We start from the raw sequence: 15,679 nt of genomic DNA, 5'->3' as shown, positions 1-15,679 counted from the left end.
CCGTCGCGTCAGCGCCGCTCATGAACTAACATTCCAACCGGACCACTCGATGGGGGCCGGCCAGCCGCTCATTCCGATCTTGCGATGGATGCGCCACACCGAAAGCTCGATACCCTCGGCGTCGAGCGCATCCTTCCAGGCGAGCACGTGCTGGTACACACTATCGACCAGCGTGCCGTCCAGATCGAACAGAAACGCCGAGGGTTTCGGCGTCACGTCGCGCATCGAAGTTTTGCCGGCCCGAAACCTTCAGTTTCGCTCATGCAAATACGAAGCCCCAAACGGCCCCCATTCCGATCAAAGCGGCGATAATGCTCACGATGAGGACCACCGGCATGTTTCTCGGCCGGTCGGTTCCGCCTTTGGCTTCGACTTCAGAGGTGACCTGCGTGGTCGCGCCGGCGGGAGGCGTATTGGTTTTCATGATCATTTGCTGTTCCTAATGTGGACCGTAGCGAGCAGGCGGCCAGTTGCTGTCGGCCGCCTCATGACCACGTCTCGGAGGGAAGCTTCGCTGCATGCCGAATACGTTTTCGGGCGCGAACTTGGTCGTGAACGCGGCGGAGGCGACGGAGTTCGTCAATTTGGAGCCATCTGAATCTCTGAGTTCCGCCGGCTTCGACAAAGTAACGGACCTTTGACGCGGATGTTCCAGGTTTATAAATTAAATATATGTCAGTGTCGTATTTCTGATCAGATCGACATCCAAATGAGATACGAAATGCGATCTGACCACAGATAATTAGGAGTATTTTTTAGTTTCGCTATTATTGCCGTGACTTTGAATCTCGTGACTAAATACATCGTATTGATCGGGGCGCAACAGCAAGGCGCCGGAATAACGGACGCAAAGAATAAGCTCGGCTATGATGTAGCGACCCCGCTGCTTGCAGGTGGCCTAAATTTGATCGACCGATAGGCCGCGTGATTAGGTTCGAGCACGCCGGCTGGGGCAAAAGCTGGTCGCGCAGGCCGTGGCAGCGTCGCCCGCTGAGACTTGGCGCTCCGCGCCGAAGAAGGTGCGGAGGGTCCGCTTTGGCGTATGCCCCGAAGACTTTTGTCTGGAGCGAAGGGCCTCCGCGCCTAAAGTAGACCCGATGCCGTCGTGCAGTTGCTAATGCGCTGCGGTTATGCCGAGAAAAAATCGCATCATCTCGGCCGAGGCGTCTGGGCCAGTTGGATCAACATAGGAGCCGCCAGAGCGACCTCCCGACCACGCGTGTCCGGCCCCGTCGATCAACCACTGTTCGACCACTGCGTTGCCGGCCGGATCGGCGATCACCGTTCGGGTGTATCCGCGGCGCCCTGCTTGCCCTGCGAAGAGTTCGGTCGTAATCGATGCCGCTTCAGGCGTCGCGTTGGCGACGATCCGCTCGGCGTTCGAACGATGGACGGTCTGGTCGGCCGTCCCTTGAAAGACTATCGTGCGCATGGCTGGACGTGAGCTTCTAGTCTTTTGCCCGGCGCCTCCGTCGCCCCTCATCGTGGCGAAGGCGGACGCCACGTCGGTGGCGGCACCGGTCGGAAGGCCGGAATGGACGCCGACCCCGGCGTAGAGTTCGGGATAGGTCTTTCCCATCACCGCCGCCATCGCGCCGCCGGCCGACAGACCGGCAACGAAGACGTGAGCGGGATCGACTCCGAATTCGGCGACGACCGCGCGCGTCAGCCCCGCGATGATCGCCGGCTCTCCGGCGTCGCGACGCTGGTCCTTGGGGTCGAACCAGTTCCAGCAGCAGGACGCGTTGTAGGACCGGGTCTGGGCCGGGTAGGCGACCGCAAAACCATGCGCCTCGGCGATCGCGTTCATGCCAGTACCGAGCGCGAAGTCGTCCGGGTTCTGCGTGCAACCGTGCAGCATCACGATCAGTCCCCGAGGGCGCTCCCTGGCGGATGCCGGTACATAGACCTTGTAGGACCGAACACCCGCCGCGCAGGTAAAGCTTCGCGTCTCGAAACGAGCGCCTTCAGGCCGCGGAGGCGCCGCACTCGCTTGCAGTCCCGAGAAAGCCATTCCTGGGAGTCCGCCAAAGATTTCGGGGTTCAGACGGCCCTGCTTGAGGGTGCCGAGGGTCTCGCCGAGAGGCCGCCGCATCCGCGTGGGACGCACAGCGTCTCCGGGGGCATCCGCGACCTTGTCTTGCGATGTCGACGACAGCAGACCGACACGCAGCTCCGCCCCGTCGGTCTTGGCCTCGCCTGCCCACGGACGGCGGTTCAGGGCTTCCTGGATCAGCCTTGTGGCTTTGGAGAGATTTTGGGCGCGCATCTGCTGCGACGCCCGGCGCATGGCCGTGGCGAACTCGGTGTTCATGACATGGTCCTTATGGCGGGCGCCTCGCCCTAGTGGATGCGTTTGGCCAACGCGGCTTTGATCTCGGCGCTGGCCTGGAGCGCGCCGAGGACGGTGATCGAGCCGATCGTCGCGAGCGCGAGCTCCGGCGTCACGTCGGATGCGATCCTTGCGAGCCCAACGACCTTGATGTGAAGCGTTTCGCCGGCCGAACGGACGGCCTCGAGATCCGTCCTGTCGTAATCGCGCAAGCCGAGCTCGAGCGTGTGCCGCGCGATCGATTGCGAGACGGCGTCGCTATGCGCGCCGAGCTGGTTACGGATGGCGGTACGGATGAAATCAGTGCGGTTAGAATAAAAGCCCTCTTGCACGAGCAGATCCACCCGACCGAGATCGACATAGCCGAGATTGACGGTGATCTTTTCTGTCTCGCCGCCCTTGTCGCGAACTGGCTGAACTGCGCGCATCACGTTTCTCCATCCGCATGGATGTCAGATGGATGTCTTATGGATGTCCTGCAAGCCCTCACCAACATGAATGTCCGGTTCGATGGTCGCGGACTTCGAGCGTCGGAGCCGCTTGAAGGCAACTTTCTGCGATTAAGCATCGAGCGGTGGAGCGCGGCCACGCTAGCTTTAAGCAACGCGGAGGGACTCTGAACGACCCGCAGGCATGCGGCTTTTACCCTGAATCAGATCATCCGAGCATGCCCCGGCACCCCGCACACAGTCGTTTAAATTTTTGACTAGTTAGATTTCGGACCACAAGTACGCGCAGGGTTGCGCCACTTGACACTGGCATCTCACCTTTCGGCTGAGGCCGCTAAGCCATGCAGCCTCGATGCGACCGGGGCGCTAGACAGTGACCTTCTCATTCTCACTGCCGTCCCAGTATTCCACCTCGTTCGCGTGGACTTTGATCAGGACGATACCGGGCGTGTCGATCCCTTCCGAAAACCAAATCTCCAGATCCTTCGTCCAGTGTGCTTCGAACTCTGACTTATCTCGCAACAGGGTAGCTTCGCCCTCGACAGCGATGAATACGCCGGGCTTGCCGAGCAGACCTTTGCCGGCGGCGAAAGTCAGTGAGACGCGTGGGTCAGCTTCAAGCTCGCGAATTTTGGCTGAGTTTTCGTAGGCGAAGAACCAGGAGTCCCCGTCGTATGCGACGTCGCCGTTATTGCTCATCGGCCGGCTTGCGATCTGACCCACCGATCCCTTGGTGGACAGCATGCAGAAGTCGATGTCGGCCATCTTCGAAGAGATGTCCTTCAGCGTTAACTTACTCATGGGCGCTTCCTCCAGCCTGTGTCAGGTAGAAGTCCACACCGCTTCAGACCGTTCCCGTACGCTCTGAAACAGGCTCCGGTTTTCATCGCGAGACGCCCGGGACAGCCGACGCTATAGGGCGGGTTTGCGAGCTTGAGCCGCCACTCTGCGAGATGCTTTCGTCAGTCGTCGTCGCCAAGCTGCGCTTCGAATTCCAGCGTCTAAGCGCTATCTGGCCCTACCGTCAGAGCCGCCACGCTCGACGCGAGCTCAGCGCTCCGGAACGGTTTGGTCAGCCGCGGCAGATCGAGCGCGATCCCTTCGACTTCCGCGTAACCGGAGACGATTAGCACCGGCAGGTCGGGCAGTCGCTCGCGCAGAGCGCGCGCCAGTTCAACGCCGCTCATTCCTGGCATGAGGTGGTCGGTAACGAGCAGGTCCGGTCGCGCGCCCTCCGCAACAAGCGAGAGCGCGGCTTCCGCCGAAGACGCCTCCTGCACCCGGAAACCGATCTCTTCGAGCATGTCTGCGGTGCTTGCCCGGACAATCTCTTCGTCGTCGACCAGCAACGCCAAGCCACGGCGGCTGGCCGGGGCGGCCGGCGGAGCCGAAACCTCCGCGAGGCTCGCCACCGCAGAGCTGATGGGCAACCACAGCTCCACATTCGTGCCGAGGCCGGACTGGCTCTGGATCGTTAGCGCCCCGCCGAGCTGGGCCACGAGACCGTGCGCCATCGACAGTCCCAGACCCGTGCCTTTGCCGATGCCCTTGGTTGAAAAAAACGGCTCGACGGCGCGGGCGAGCGTCGCGGCGTCCATCCCGACGCCCGTGTCGGCGACCGACAAGCGCACGTAGTGACCGCGCCTGAGGTCGCCCCGAGGAGTCCGGACGCTCTCTTGCCTCGCCGTAATCCGCAGCGTCCCACCATCGGGCATGGCGTCCCGCGCGTTCACGCCAAGGTTCAGCAACGCCATCTCGAGCTGGTTGGGATCGGCCTTCGCCGGCGGCAGATCGTCGGCGACCTCGACGACGACCCGGACCTGCGGCCCGGTGGTGCTGGAGAGAAGATCCGCCATGCCGCCAACAAGGCCGCCGACGTCGACCGGGACCGGCTGCAGCGGCTGGCGGCGCGCGAAAGCGAGAAGTCGCTGAACCAGCGTCTTGGCGCGTTCGGCCGACTGAATTGCGCCACCGATCAGCCTCTGTTCGCGCTCTCCGCCGACGCCCCTACGTTGAAGCAGGTCGAGGGACCCGACGATCGGAGTGAGCAGATTGTTGAAGTCGTGGGCGACGCCGCCGGTCAACTGGCCCATCGCCTCCATCTTCTGGCTCTGGCGAAGCGCTTCCTGAGCGCTCTCAAGCTCGGCCTCGGCGCGAAGGCGAGCCGAGATATCGAGCGCGAGATGGAAAGCGCCGATGATACGACCCTCTTCGTCCAGCAGCGGCGTGTAGGTGATTTCCCAGAATGGCTTGCCGAACTCGGGTCGCCCGAACTCCTCGACGACGGTGAAGCTTTCGCCGCTCAGCGCGCGGGCCATCAGCGCGCGCATGACCCGCTGCTGCTCGGGAATGAAGAGATCGGGGAACACGTCGCCGAGCTTCGTGTCGAAACCGTTGACGCGTCGAAACTCGTCGTTGTGCGCCTTGTTGAAGGCGATGAGCCTGTACTCGGAATCGAAGGCGCAGATCGGCGAGCGGGTCGCATCGACGATGTCGCGGAACCTCCGCAGCTCGAGCGTGCGCTCGGCCACGCGCTGCTCAAGCAGCGTGTTCAGAGCGCGCAGCTCTTCCTCCGCTTGTTTGCGCGCGGATATGTCGACGGCCGTCCCGGCGACGCGGATACAGCGCACGTCATTTTTCGTATCGTCGAAGACGCCGCGGCCCTTCGCGGCGACCCAGCGGACGACGCCATCCTCTTTGCCGATCGTGCGGTATTCGACGTCATAGGTCGCCCGCCGCCTTGGGTCGGCGGCGGCCGCGAAGGCCTCGCTGGTCCTGTCGCGATCCTCCGGGTGCAGCCCGCCGTAGAAGTCCGCCATCGTCACCGGCACGTCAGGGCTTATTCCGAACAGCGCCTTGGTTCTCGGCGGCCAGATCAGCTCGTCGCGCACAAGGTCGACATCCCAGAAGCCGATTTCCGCGTGCTCGACCGAAAGGCGCAGCCTCTCCTCGCTGTCCCGCAGCCGCGCTTCCGCGCCGACGCGCTCGACATGCGCCCAGCACCTCTCCACCACGGCTTCCACGATGGCGACGTCTTCGTCACGCCAATCGCGTGGCCGGTCCTGGTGGACGGCCATCATGGCCGCGAGGCGCCCATCCTTGATCAACGGACAGCAGATGATGGCGTTGATCCCGATCGACTGGAACATCTCCCGACCGTCCTCTGGGGCGAGTTCCCACGCGACATCGCCGACCACCAACGTTCGACCCAGACGGATGTCGCCCGCGGCGCGGGAACCGAAGAGGTCCAGGCTGTAGGTGCCAGTCGAACTCGCAATGCCGGGGGCGGTGAAGTCGTTGCGTATGACGAAGCGGTCGTTGTCGACGTCCACGTCAGCATAGGCGCAGCGAGAGGCGTCGAGCCGCCGCGCAAGCAACGCTGCGGCTGAAAGCATGGCGGCCGGCGCGTCCCGGGAGGAGCGCAGCGCTTCATCGAGCTCACTTAGGAAGCGCAGACGCGCCTCGCTGGCGCGCAAGGCTGCTTCGACCTTGACCTTGGCTGTCGTCTCCGTGGTGACGTTCAACATCCCGACGATGCTGCCGCTGTCGTCTCGTGCGGGGCTGTAGGAGAACTGCCACCAAGTGTCCTCGCGGTAGCCCTTGCGCTGCATCACGAGATGCAGGTCCTCGAACCACAAGGCCTCGCCGGCGAGCGCCCTCTGAATGAGCGGTTCGATGTCCGCCCAGACTTCCGACCAGACCTGCTGGATTGGCCGTCCGAGAGCCGCGGGATGCTTGAAGCCGAGGATCGGCGCGTAGGCGTCGTTATAAAGCAGCGTCAGCTCTGGCCCCCAGATGAGGCACATGGCCTGTCTGGAGGCGAGCATCAGTTCGACGGTGGTGCGGAGCGCCTGCGGCCAGCCATCGACTGGACCAAGCGGCGTCTTGCTCCAATCATGAGCGAGAACGAGCGTGCCGACTTCGCCGGCTCCGATCAGACGCGGACCGGTTTCCGCATCTCTATCTGCAATCTGCACCCAATTGCCCTGTTCGAAGGCCTCCGGATCGTAGGAGGCGCCCTCCATCAAAATAGCTGGACAGGCGCTACACGTCATCGACAAGCTGCATTCCGCAGACTTTCGAAGGTTGCATCCCGAGCAAGGCGTCGACGACCGCTCTTGGAGCTGAATGGCGCCTGGACCGTTTCATAATCGACCCAAAGCGCAACCCAGAAAGCCTCTGATCTCGAGATCGAACGCTAGCTCGGCGCCAAACATTCCGAGCTGGCGTAGCTCCCACGGCTCCTACGTCACCAAAACCGGCTGCCCGGCACGCCTTTGAATGGTCCGGCCTCGCGGGGGGTGATCCAGCCGCCATAGAAGCCACCGGGCTGTGGCGTCACCTGCTCGCCGTCGATCAGGCACTGGTCGAATGGCGCGGCATAGAAGGCAATGTGATCCCGCAGCAACGCGAAGGCCGGGGTCGGCTGCGCGTAGCTCCAGGCGACGTCGCGGAAAATTTCGCCCTGCAGGGTGACGTCGAAATAGTTTGCCGCTCCCTTCCATTCGCAGAACGACGATCCAGACGAGCGGGCGAGCGCCGTCTGGTCGATGTCATCGGGCGGAAAATAGTAGCTAGGCGGATGACTGGTCTCGAGCGTCCGCACCGCCCGTCTCGTGTCGGCGAGCGTGACGCCGCGATGCACGATGGTGATGCGGCGCTCGCAGGCCTTGGCGATGGCAGGGCGCGGATAGGACCACACGCTTTCCTGGCCGGGCGTCGTCGGGTCGGGCGTCGGCCTCACTTCGTCGACCGCCCGGGGACAGTGGTCGCGCCCAAGGCGCGCTGGAGCCTCGGCCGGACCTTCAGGAAACGTCCGTAGAGCTTTTCGAGCCCTGCGAGCACGAAGCGGTTGCGGGCGACCAGGCCCAAGGGCCTTAGCATCGGGATCGCGCGCCACATCGCGGCGAACGCCGCTGCGCCGCTGAGGATTTGACCGTTCTCGCGCGCATGGAACCGCGAAAGCAGTGCGGCGCGATCAATCGGACAGGCCTCATCGGATCGGTCGACGTCGAGGAATTCGATTGCGTCGCGGCGATCGAGCCGCCGCATGACCGCGATCTCGCGGCGGCAGAGCGGACACCCGTCGTCGTACCAGACCAGTACCTTCGCCATTCAACGCCTTTCCGAAGCTAAGGCGACCGGACGCCTTCTCTCTCGCCTACGTTTCATGGACCGCGTTCGGATCCACAACGGCAAGACCTGAAAGCCGCAGTAAGGTGGCGGACAAGGGGATCACAGGGCGGCCGCTGCAGCGGCTCGGCCCTTTCAGGAGCGTCATGAAGCCGGTTTGGATGATCGCCCTGGTCGTGCTGGGGGTCCTCGTCTCGTGTCTCATCGTCTGGCTGTGGACGCCTGACAAACCCCGCGCCGAACTCGATCGGAAATACCTTGCCGCGCCAAGCGATCTTCTGGACGTCGCGGGTCTTCGCCTTCATGTGCGCGACAGCGGCCCGAAGGACGCGCCCGCGCTCGTGCTGCTCCACGGCTTTGCTTCGAGCCTCCATACCTGGGAGCCCTGGGCCAGGATCCTGGAGGCCGACCATAGGGTCGTGCGGCTCGACCTGCCCGGTGCCGGACTGACGGGGCCGGATCCGAAAGGGGACTATTCGCAAAAGCGGATGGAGGCCGTTGTCCTTGCGCTCATGGATCGGCTGGGCCTTCAGCGCGCGACGCTCGTCGGTAACTCGATGGGAGGTCGGGTCGCGTGGGCGTTCGCCGCCGCTCATCCCAAGCGCGTCGACAAGCTCGTGTTGATCTCGCCGGACGGGTTCGCGAGCCCAGGCCGCGCCTACGGCCAGAGGTTCGAGGCGCCGGCGATGCTCAAGATCATGACCCGCGTGTTGCCGCGGGCGTTCGTGCGCCCGCAGCTCGCCTCCGCGTACGGCGACCCGGAGCGCCTGACGGACGCAACGTTCGAGCGGTATTACGACCTGCTGCTCGCGCCCGGCGCCCGAGCGGCTATGATCGCGACGATGGAGCAGACGGTGATCTTCGATCCAGCTCCGGCCCTGGCGCGGATTAAAGCGCCGACGCTGCTGCTATGGGGCGAGCGGGACGCGCTGATCCCGTTCTCGAACGCCGCCGACTATCTCAAGGCGCTACCCGCCGCGCGCCTCGTCTCGTTTCCGACGCTCGGGCATGTACCGTTCGAAGAAGCGCCGCAGGATACGATCGGGGCGCTTCGCTCTTTCTTGGCGGAATAGGGGCTGGGCTTTGGGAGCTTCGTCGCCGACTGACGGCGCAGGTCGCGACAAGCAGGCCGACGTACTTTGGGCGCGCCAGGCGGGAGGGTCCGTCGAGGCGTGCTGAGGGTCGCCATGCCAGTCGTCGTCGCGCCCCTTTAAATTTGCCGGACACTTCCGGCATTGGTTTACACCTGCGGCCAAGCGCGTTGCCATCGCTGCTATAAACGATGCGAACGCCCGAGATATGGACAAAGCAGGAGCGGCTCGTGAAAGAGCGATTTGAACGGCATCGCCAGCCGTGGACTGGTGAGGAGCTCGCGAAACTAAAGCTACTGGCCGGGAAGGGCATGGCGCTGACGGCGATCTCAAAGGCGCTGATCCGCAGCGAGGAATCCATCAAGGACCGCGCAAAGCTCGACGGCATCGGGATCGCCAAGCTCCGTTAGCCGCGAGCGCATGGAGAAAACGACAGCACGACCCAACCCGGCCGCAGGTCGTTAGCCCGATCGCCACATGACATGACGCAACCGCGGTCGTCGCAGTCGAGGAGCTAGAGCCGGAGCCTCGCCCGGCCTTCTGGCCATTCCTTGCTGGAAGCACAGATAGCGGCGCTGAGCCCGGAGACCGTCGATGGACGCCCCCACCGCCGCGATCAAGACAGACCGAGCCGCGCTTCAGCAGGTGATCGCCGGCCTGACCGACGGAATCATCTTGGTCGAGCCGGACCAATCGATCTCGTGGGCGAACGCGGCGGCGCTCGCCATGCATGGGATCGAGGAGCTCGAGGGGCTTGGTGGTTCCGTCGATGGCTACCGGCAGCGCTTCAGGCTGCGCTTCCGGAACAACCATCCGCTGCCGGAGGGGAAGTACCCCCTCGACCGCGTCATCGAAGGGGAGGTATTTGACGACGTGACGGTCGAGGTGTCTCCCGCTTCCGACCCTGACATTACCTGGGTGCACACCATCCGCAGCCTCGTAGTCGTCGACCGCGGCGGGGAGCCGGAGCTGCTTGTCCTCATCGTGAAGGATGAGACCGAGCGCTTCGAGGCCGAAGATCGCTTCGAGGGCGCTTTCAACGCCAATCCGGCGCCGGCCCTGATCTGCCGCGCCGCCGACCAAGTCTACGTGCGGGTAAACCAAGGCTTCATGGACATGACGGGCCATGACCGCAGCACGGTTGTCGGCAAGACGGTGCGCGAGTTCGACGTCTTCTCAGGCGGCGAACGCCACGATCTCGCCCATGAGCGCATCTCAGAAGGACGCGCGGTCACGCAGATGGAGGCGGAGGTTCCGCTGCCGGACGGGACCGGGCGCGCGGTCATCGTGGCGGGGCAGCCGATCGAGGTGGGCGGCGAGCCATGCATCCTCTTCACCTTCGCCGACCTCGAGCCGCGCCGAAAAGCCGAGATCTCGCTGCGAAAGACCGAAGAGCGCTTCGCGAAGTCATTCCGGCTCTCGCCGGTGGCCGGCGCCATCACGCGGCTTGCCGACCACGCTTTCATCGAGGTCAACCAGGCGTTCGAGGCGCTAAGCGGCTACTCCGACGTCGACCTGACCGGACGCGCCGCGGCTGACGTCCGGCTCTGGTCGGATCCTGCTGCTCGCCGTTCGGTCGAAGGCGATCTCCGGGATGGGCGCGGCGTGCAGAACGCGCCGATCGTCATGCGGACGAAGGAAGGCGCCGAGGTTGATTGCCTTGTGTCGGCCGAGACCGTCGAGATCAACGACGAGGCCTGCGTGCTGTGGGTCGTGCAGGATGTGACCGAACGGAAGAAGACCGAGGACGAGCTGATCGCGGCGATCGAGAGCGTGATGGCAGACACATCCTGGTTTAGCCGCACCGTGGTCGAGAAGCTCGCCAACCTCCGCCAGACCTCCCGCAAGCCCGGCCCCGGGATCGGGATCGGCGACCTGACCGACCGGGAGCGGCAGATCCTCGGCCTCATTTCCGAAGGCTGCGACAACGTCGCTATGAGCGACCGGCTTGGCCTGTCGACCAACACAGTCCGCAATCATGTGGCGTCGCTGTTCCGCAAAATCGGGGTAAACCGCCGAGCCGCCGCCGTGGTCTGGGCGCGCGAGCGAGGGGTGACGGGCGAGGCGGCAGTTGAAAGCAAGCGGCGGCCGTCGCGCTGACAGGTCCCAGAATACCAATCTGACTGGTATTTGCGGTTCTATCGTCGAAGGTGGCGTCGATCCATCTCCATTCCATCGAAGGCGGCGCGCCAACCCGGCGGCCGCTAGATCCTGATGGGAGACGAACATGGACAAGAACCGCATCGAAGGCGCCGCCAGGGAAGCCAAGGGCTCGGTCAAGGAAGCGATCGGCAAGCTGACGGGCAACAAGACGACCGAGGCCGAAGGCAAGGCTGAAAAGACCGAGGGCAAGGTCCAGGGCACGGTCGGTAAGGCCGCCGACGCCGCGCGGGACGCTCTCAAGAAGTGACCTGAGCTTGGCGGGACGCGGTGCGCGTCCCGCCCGTCCGCCACCGGACGAAATCATCCTTCCAAAACTGAAAAGCCCCAGGAGGGCGACATGACAGACACCTCCATCAATGGAGGCGGAGCGCTTGCGCACGCCGACGACCGCACCGCCGCCCTCAATCAGATTTCGTGGGGCGCCGTCTTCGCGGGCGTCGTCGTGGCTCTGACGGTCCAGCTCGTCCTCAACCTGCTCGGCGTCGGGATCGGAGCCGCGGTCATCGACCCCGGCACGTCCGACAATCCGACCGCGGGCGCGTTCTCGATCGCGGGCGGCGTTTGGTATCTGGTAGCCGGCCTAATCGGCGCGTTCGCGGGCGGATATGTATCTAGCCGTGTGTCGGGCCGTCCGATCAAGGCTGTCGGCGGGCTTCATGGCCTCACGACCTGGGCCGCCACGACGCTCGTGATCCTCTATCTTCTGACGACCTCGGTCGGCTCGCTGATCGGCGGCGCCTTTGGCGGCCTATCGAGCGTCATCGGCGGCGCAGGCGGCGTCGCGTCCACGGCCATTCAGGCCGCGGCACCGACCGTCGCGACGATGAACCCGCTGCAGGAGATCGAGCGCCAGGTCCGGACCGCGGGCGAAGGACAGGATCCCGAAGCGCTCAAGTCGGGCGCGGCCGCCGCTGTTCAAGCCGTCCTGACCGGCGATCCCGCCAAGGCCGACGAGGCCCGCACCCGGGCCGCGGACGCTGTCGCACGAGCGCAGAACATCAGCACAGACCAGGCCCGTACGCAGGTCAGCGAATATGAGGCGCGCTACCGCCAGACTGTCGAGCAGGCCAGGCAGAAGACGCAGGCCGCGGCGGTCACGGCCACCAAGGTCGTGTCTCGCGGCGCTCTGCTCGGCTTCCTCGCCTTGGTGCTGGCGGCAGTCGCCGCTTGGTTCGGTGGCGTCGCCGGCACTGCCCGCGCGGCCCGCCGGATCTGACCCGAACCGCCCGGGCCGCCCCCAGCCCGGGCGCAGGTGGGGGTGCGACCGCCCCAATGCGCCTCCGCCGGGGGCGGGGTCGCTAACAGGCGTCCCGCCCCAAAACTCTGCTGTTGATGTGAAGGAGACTGGTTATGGCGTTCGATGACGATAGCGAGATGGCTCCTGATTTCCTCGCCCGAACGGTCCCTCCGACCCATTTCACCGCGGCCCATCTTCATGACCGGAACGACCGCATTTGGGCTGTGCTCAGCCAGCCGTCGGGCGCGATCGCGGAGGATGACCAGGGCGATCTTCTCATGCACCTGACGGAAGACGAGGCGTCCGCTCTCGCTGCCGAGATGTCTGCCGGCCTCAGAAAGAATAATTCCGTGGACTGAGGGGACGATCAGCCCGGCGCGACGCGATTCAGCGAGGTCTGCTTATCGGCGCGGATCGAAGTTCCGCTTTTGGCGCCAAGCCGATCGAACGCTTAGGACTTGCCGCCCGTCTGAGTGTACTGCTCAGGGTTCAGCATGTAACGCTTCACTAGGAACTTGATCGAGTGTTGCCACGACTCGTCGTTGTTGCCGCGCAGGTCGACGCTCTTAACGAACACCTGCTTCCCGGTCTTCACGTCGGTCATGTAGACGTTCACATTCAGGATCAGCTCCGAGACCTTCTGGACCTCGATCCAGGCGACCTGATCGACGTCGAGCTCCTTGCCGTACCGCGTCTCGCAGCCCGCGCACTCGCCCATCTTCTGGTCCTGCATGATCCGCTCCTGAACAGCCGGATCGACAGGCTTGAAGCTGTACTTGCCCGACTTTTCGAGCATCGACTTGAAGGTGTCGACCATCGCCGACATCCGCTTGCGCTCGGCCTCGCTCGTCGGGACCCACTCGGCATGGTCGTTCTGGAAGTAGGTGTTCAGCACGGCGGTCGAGATCGGCGCCTCTGCCCGAGCGGCCGCGGGCACCAAGCCGATGGCGAGCGCCGCCAGCAGCGGCGCGCCGAAGTACTTGAGGCTCATTCTGGGGGTGGGTTCGTTCGTCATCGGGCTCTCCCTTTTCGTTGCGGAGAGCATGCCGCCGCGGGCGCCGGTTCCGGAACGGCGGATGGCATCCGAAGGTTTGGGCAAAAAGCCTGACTTTCTCGGGCGAGCGTCCGGGCGCCGCGACCGCGTGCTATCGGTAGTGCCGTCGAGGAACTCCATGAGCCAGCCGATCGCATCGAACGGGCCGAGCCCTGGCCGCCGCACAGCAATCGACCTGAGGTGGGCGCTCGTCGTCCGGATCATTCTTGTGGCGCTGTTGTGCGTGGCTGGAGCCGCGGCCTTCACCCTGCGCAACATTGCAACCGAGGCGGACGCGCAAAACGAGGACACGGCCGGATCCGTTGCGCAGCACCTCAGGACCCAGCTCTTCAGGATCGAGACCCAGCTCGATCGGGCCGACCGCTTCCCAGACTGGGAGGCCGTCACGAACTACACGCTCCGCCCCGGCCAGTGCGTCCAGCTACTGCATCCCAACGGCGCCCTGCGGAACTCGGTCTGCGCCGGCACCGACCAACGGTCCTTGCGGGCGCCGGGCTGGTTCACCGCCGGCTACTGCGCGCTGTTCCCCGAAGGCTCGACCGCCGAGCGGGCGCTGGCTTCGCGAGGGGCGACGAAGGGAACGGTCAGGGCGACGATCGCGCCGGAAGCGGTGGCCGAGCGGGCGTGGCATGAGCTGTCCCGCATGCTGGGCGTCTGGACCGCCATGGTCGTGGCTCTCTGCATCCTCGTCTACGTCGTCGTGCATCACGCCCTCAAGCCCGCCGAGGAGATCCTGGTCGGCATCAACCGCCTTGGGGACGGCGACCTCAGTCACCGCCTGCCGCCGTTCCGGCTGAACGAGCTCGACCGAATCTCGCAGGTCCTGAACGAGCTCGCGCTCAAGCTCCAGAACACAACGCGCGAACGCGCAGACCTCGCCCGGCAGCTCGTGGACGCGCAGGAGCGCGAGCGGTCGCACATCGCCCGCGAACTGCACGACGACGTGGCCCAGCGGCTGGCGGCGCTCAGCGTCGCCGCGCGCTCGATCCGCAAGAGCGTAGGCGCGGTCACGCCGGCCGTCGCAAAGGAGTGCGACGAGTTCGTCGAGATGGGCACCGGGACCCTTCGGGCGCTGCGAGAGACGCTGGTCCTGCTGCGGCCTCCTGAGATCGATGAGCTCGGCCTCGTGACGAGTTTGCAGGAGCTGGTCGACGCGCAAAACCGTATTGCGGCCGGGGCCCCGGCTATCTCATTCCGGCGCGATGGCGACTTTGACGGCCTGCCCGCCGAGACGGCCGCTCACACCTATCGCATCGTCCAGGAGGCGCTGACCAACGCGCTGCGACACGCGGGCGCGAAGCACGTTCATGTCACGTTGCGCAACGTCGTGGCGCCTTTGCCCGGCGAGGACCGAAGGATCGAGCTCACGGTCGCCGACGATGGCGAGGGACCCGGCCCGGACTGGGCTTCCGCGCGGCCGGGGAGCGTCGGGCTGATCGGCATCCGCGAGCGCGTCTTCGCTCTGAGCGGCGACTTCCATGCCGGGCCGAGGGAGACCGGCGGGTTCGAGCTAAGCGTGGGGTTCCCCGCCTCTGGTCCCCACGACGAGCGAAAGGGAGAGGCCGCATGATCAAGGTCATGCTCGTCGACGACCATGCCGTCGTGCGGGAGGGTTACCGCCGCCTGCTCGAGCGAGAGGACGACATGTCGGTGGTCGCCGAGGCGGGCGAGGCCGCCACGGCTTACCAGCTCTACAAGACAGCCTCGCCGGACGTGGTCGTCATGGACATCAGCATGCCCGGCCGCGGCGGCATCGACCTCGTGAAGCAGTTGCGGCAGTGGGACCCGAAGGCGCGCGTCCTGATGTTCTCCATGCACGCCAACGCCAGCTTCGCGCTCCAGTCGTTCAGAGCAGGCGCCAAGGGCTACGTCACGAAGAGCAGCGACCCCGAGACCCTAGTCGGAGCCGTCAGGAACGTCGCCCGCGACCGGCCCGCCCTCTGCCCCGAGATCTCGGCCGTGCTGGCGGCGAGCCGCCTCGAGGAAGACACGCCCGCCTTCGAGCAACTGTCGCCGAGGGAGTTCGAGATTCTGCGCATGATCGTCGACGCCAAGTCGACCGAGGAGATCGCCGCGGCGCTCCACCTGACCCCCAAGACCGTCGCGAACTACCACTACGCGCTGAAGTCGAAGCTCGGCGTCTCCTCCGATATCGACCTCGTCTACTACTGCATGCGCCATGGCTTGGTCGCCTCGGCCGCGGTTGCCGCGCCGAGCTGA

Annotated in this window: 17 protein-coding genes; 8 read left to right on the top strand and 9 right to left on the bottom strand. The window is 64.9% G+C overall.

What is annotated here, in order from left to right:
- Positions 1-18: 18 nt before the first annotated feature.
- From ACFOWB_RS25970 to ACFOWB_RS25935, 8 genes are all read right to left on the bottom strand, one after another.
- Positions 19-225 carry a hypothetical protein gene (locus ACFOWB_RS25970; protein WP_378150268.1) on the bottom strand — a complete coding sequence of 69 codons (207 nt, stop codon included), beginning with the start codon at positions 223-225 and terminating at the stop codon, positions 19-21.
- A 34-nt stretch (positions 226-259) separates the two neighbouring features.
- A complete protein-coding gene (locus ACFOWB_RS25965; protein ID WP_261405335.1) occupies positions 260-430 on the bottom strand; it encodes a hypothetical protein in 171 nt (56 codons plus the stop codon).
- Positions 431-1,114: 684 nt separating this feature from the next.
- Entirely contained in the window at positions 1,115-2,314 is a 1,200-nt protein-coding gene (locus ACFOWB_RS25960) for an extracellular catalytic domain type 1 short-chain-length polyhydroxyalkanoate depolymerase (protein ID WP_378150265.1), read from the bottom strand.
- A 29-nt stretch (positions 2,315-2,343) separates the two neighbouring features.
- On the bottom strand, positions 2,344-2,760 hold the full coding sequence (locus tag ACFOWB_RS25955; RefSeq protein WP_261405336.1) for a CopG family transcriptional regulator: 417 nt from the start codon (positions 2,758-2,760) through the stop codon (positions 2,344-2,346).
- 387 nt (positions 2,761-3,147) lie between these two features.
- Complete coding sequence (locus ACFOWB_RS25950) at positions 3,148-3,582, bottom strand: pyridoxamine 5'-phosphate oxidase family protein (protein WP_378150263.1); 435 nt, start codon at positions 3,580-3,582, stop codon at positions 3,148-3,150.
- Positions 3,583-3,782: 200 nt separating this feature from the next.
- Positions 3,783-6,806 carry a PAS domain-containing protein gene (locus tag ACFOWB_RS25945; protein ID WP_378150261.1) on the bottom strand — a complete coding sequence of 1,008 codons (3,024 nt, stop codon included), beginning with the start codon at positions 6,804-6,806 and terminating at the stop codon, positions 3,783-3,785.
- A gap of 224 nt (positions 6,807-7,030) precedes the next feature.
- Positions 7,031-7,525 carry a DUF427 domain-containing protein gene (locus tag ACFOWB_RS25940; protein WP_378150259.1) on the bottom strand — a complete coding sequence of 165 codons (495 nt, stop codon included), beginning with the start codon at positions 7,523-7,525 and terminating at the stop codon, positions 7,031-7,033.
- Complete coding sequence (locus ACFOWB_RS25935) at positions 7,522-7,896, bottom strand: thiol-disulfide oxidoreductase DCC family protein (protein ID WP_378150257.1); 375 nt, start codon at positions 7,894-7,896, stop codon at positions 7,522-7,524. The genes ACFOWB_RS25940 and ACFOWB_RS25935 overlap by 4 nt, the downstream gene beginning before the upstream one ends.
- Positions 7,897-8,075: 179 nt before the next feature.
- Here ACFOWB_RS25935 and ACFOWB_RS25930 point away from each other — a divergent pair, with 179 nt between their 5' ends.
- The 6 genes from ACFOWB_RS25930 (at position 8,076) to ACFOWB_RS25905 (ending at position 12,764) form a co-directional block, all read left to right on the top strand.
- Positions 8,076-8,987, top strand: a complete 912-nt coding sequence (locus tag ACFOWB_RS25930; RefSeq protein ID WP_378150255.1) for an alpha/beta fold hydrolase — start codon at positions 8,076-8,078, stop codon at positions 8,985-8,987.
- 248 nt (positions 8,988-9,235) lie between these two features.
- Positions 9,236-9,415 carry a hypothetical protein gene (locus ACFOWB_RS25925; protein WP_378150252.1) on the top strand — a complete coding sequence of 60 codons (180 nt, stop codon included), beginning with the start codon at positions 9,236-9,238 and terminating at the stop codon, positions 9,413-9,415.
- Between the two features lie 184 nt (positions 9,416-9,599).
- Positions 9,600-11,105, top strand: coding sequence for a helix-turn-helix transcriptional regulator (locus ACFOWB_RS25920; RefSeq protein ID WP_378150250.1), 1,506 nt, complete (start codon positions 9,600-9,602; stop codon positions 11,103-11,105).
- Positions 11,106-11,232: 127 nt separating this feature from the next.
- Entirely contained in the window at positions 11,233-11,415 is a 183-nt protein-coding gene (locus ACFOWB_RS25915; RefSeq protein ID WP_261405344.1) for a CsbD family protein, read from the top strand.
- A 90-nt stretch (positions 11,416-11,505) separates the two neighbouring features.
- Positions 11,506-12,384 (top strand): PhnA-like protein, encoded by an 879-nt coding sequence (locus ACFOWB_RS25910; protein ID WP_261405345.1) that lies wholly within the window; start codon positions 11,506-11,508, stop codon positions 12,382-12,384.
- 134 nt (positions 12,385-12,518) lie between these two features.
- Complete coding sequence (locus ACFOWB_RS25905) at positions 12,519-12,764, top strand: hypothetical protein (RefSeq protein WP_261405346.1); 246 nt, start codon at positions 12,519-12,521, stop codon at positions 12,762-12,764.
- A gap of 92 nt (positions 12,765-12,856) precedes the next feature.
- On the opposite strand, the gene ACFOWB_RS25900 is transcribed toward ACFOWB_RS25905, so the two are convergent.
- The gene (locus ACFOWB_RS25900) at positions 12,857-13,420 is read right to left on the bottom strand and encodes a DUF3280 domain-containing protein (protein WP_261405347.1); all 564 of its coding nucleotides are present in this window, start codon (positions 13,418-13,420) and stop codon (positions 12,857-12,859) included.
- A gap of 157 nt (positions 13,421-13,577) precedes the next feature.
- Between ACFOWB_RS25900 and ACFOWB_RS25895 the strand changes: the two genes are divergently transcribed.
- Entirely contained in the window at positions 13,578-15,029 is a 1,452-nt protein-coding gene (locus tag ACFOWB_RS25895; protein WP_261405348.1) for a HAMP domain-containing sensor histidine kinase, read from the top strand.
- On the top strand, positions 15,026-15,679 hold the full coding sequence (locus tag ACFOWB_RS25890; RefSeq protein WP_261405349.1) for a response regulator: 654 nt from the start codon (positions 15,026-15,028) through the stop codon (positions 15,677-15,679). Before ACFOWB_RS25895 ends, ACFOWB_RS25890 begins: the two co-directional genes overlap by 4 nt.

This window comes from Chenggangzhangella methanolivorans (assembly GCF_042648545.1).
GTDB classification, from domain to species: Bacteria; Pseudomonadota; Alphaproteobacteria; order Rhizobiales; family Methylopilaceae; genus Methylopila; species Methylopila methanolivorans.
Note: the sequence above shows the minus strand (reverse complement) of the source record. Positions and strands in the feature narration are given on the sequence as shown.

Excerpts from the sequence above, each read along its gene's own strand:
- ACFOWB_RS25970 (WP_378150268.1), bottom strand. The coding sequence starts at position 225 with ATGCGCGACGTGACGCCGAAACCCTCGGCGTTTCTGTTCGATCTGGAC.
- ACFOWB_RS25965 (WP_261405335.1), bottom strand. The coding sequence starts at position 430 with ATGATCATGAAAACCAATACGCCTCCCGCCGGCGCGACCACGCAGGTC.
- ACFOWB_RS25960 (WP_378150265.1), bottom strand. The coding sequence starts at position 2,314 with ATGAACACCGAGTTCGCCACGGCCATGCGCCGGGCGTCGCAGCAGATG.
- ACFOWB_RS25955 (WP_261405336.1), bottom strand. The coding sequence starts at position 2,760 with ATGCGCGCAGTTCAGCCAGTTCGCGACAAGGGCGGCGAGACAGAAAAG.
- ACFOWB_RS25950 (WP_378150263.1), bottom strand. The coding sequence starts at position 3,582 with ATGAGTAAGTTAACGCTGAAGGACATCTCTTCGAAGATGGCCGACATC.
- ACFOWB_RS25945 (WP_378150261.1), bottom strand. The coding sequence starts at position 6,806 with ATGGAGGGCGCCTCCTACGATCCGGAGGCCTTCGAACAGGGCAATTGG.
- ACFOWB_RS25935 (WP_378150257.1), bottom strand. The coding sequence starts at position 7,896 with ATGGCGAAGGTACTGGTCTGGTACGACGACGGGTGTCCGCTCTGCCGC.
- ACFOWB_RS25930 (WP_378150255.1), top strand. The coding sequence starts at position 8,076 with ATGATCGCCCTGGTCGTGCTGGGGGTCCTCGTCTCGTGTCTCATCGTC.
- ACFOWB_RS25920 (WP_378150250.1), top strand. The coding sequence starts at position 9,600 with ATGGACGCCCCCACCGCCGCGATCAAGACAGACCGAGCCGCGCTTCAG.
- ACFOWB_RS25915 (WP_261405344.1), top strand. The coding sequence starts at position 11,233 with ATGGACAAGAACCGCATCGAAGGCGCCGCCAGGGAAGCCAAGGGCTCG.
- ACFOWB_RS25910 (WP_261405345.1), top strand. The coding sequence starts at position 11,506 with ATGACAGACACCTCCATCAATGGAGGCGGAGCGCTTGCGCACGCCGAC.
- ACFOWB_RS25905 (WP_261405346.1), top strand. The coding sequence starts at position 12,519 with ATGGCGTTCGATGACGATAGCGAGATGGCTCCTGATTTCCTCGCCCGA.
- ACFOWB_RS25900 (WP_261405347.1), bottom strand. The coding sequence starts at position 13,420 with ATGACGAACGAACCCACCCCCAGAATGAGCCTCAAGTACTTCGGCGCG.
- ACFOWB_RS25895 (WP_261405348.1), top strand. The coding sequence starts at position 13,578 with ATGAGCCAGCCGATCGCATCGAACGGGCCGAGCCCTGGCCGCCGCACA.
- ACFOWB_RS25890 (WP_261405349.1), top strand. The coding sequence starts at position 15,026 with ATGATCAAGGTCATGCTCGTCGACGACCATGCCGTCGTGCGGGAGGGT.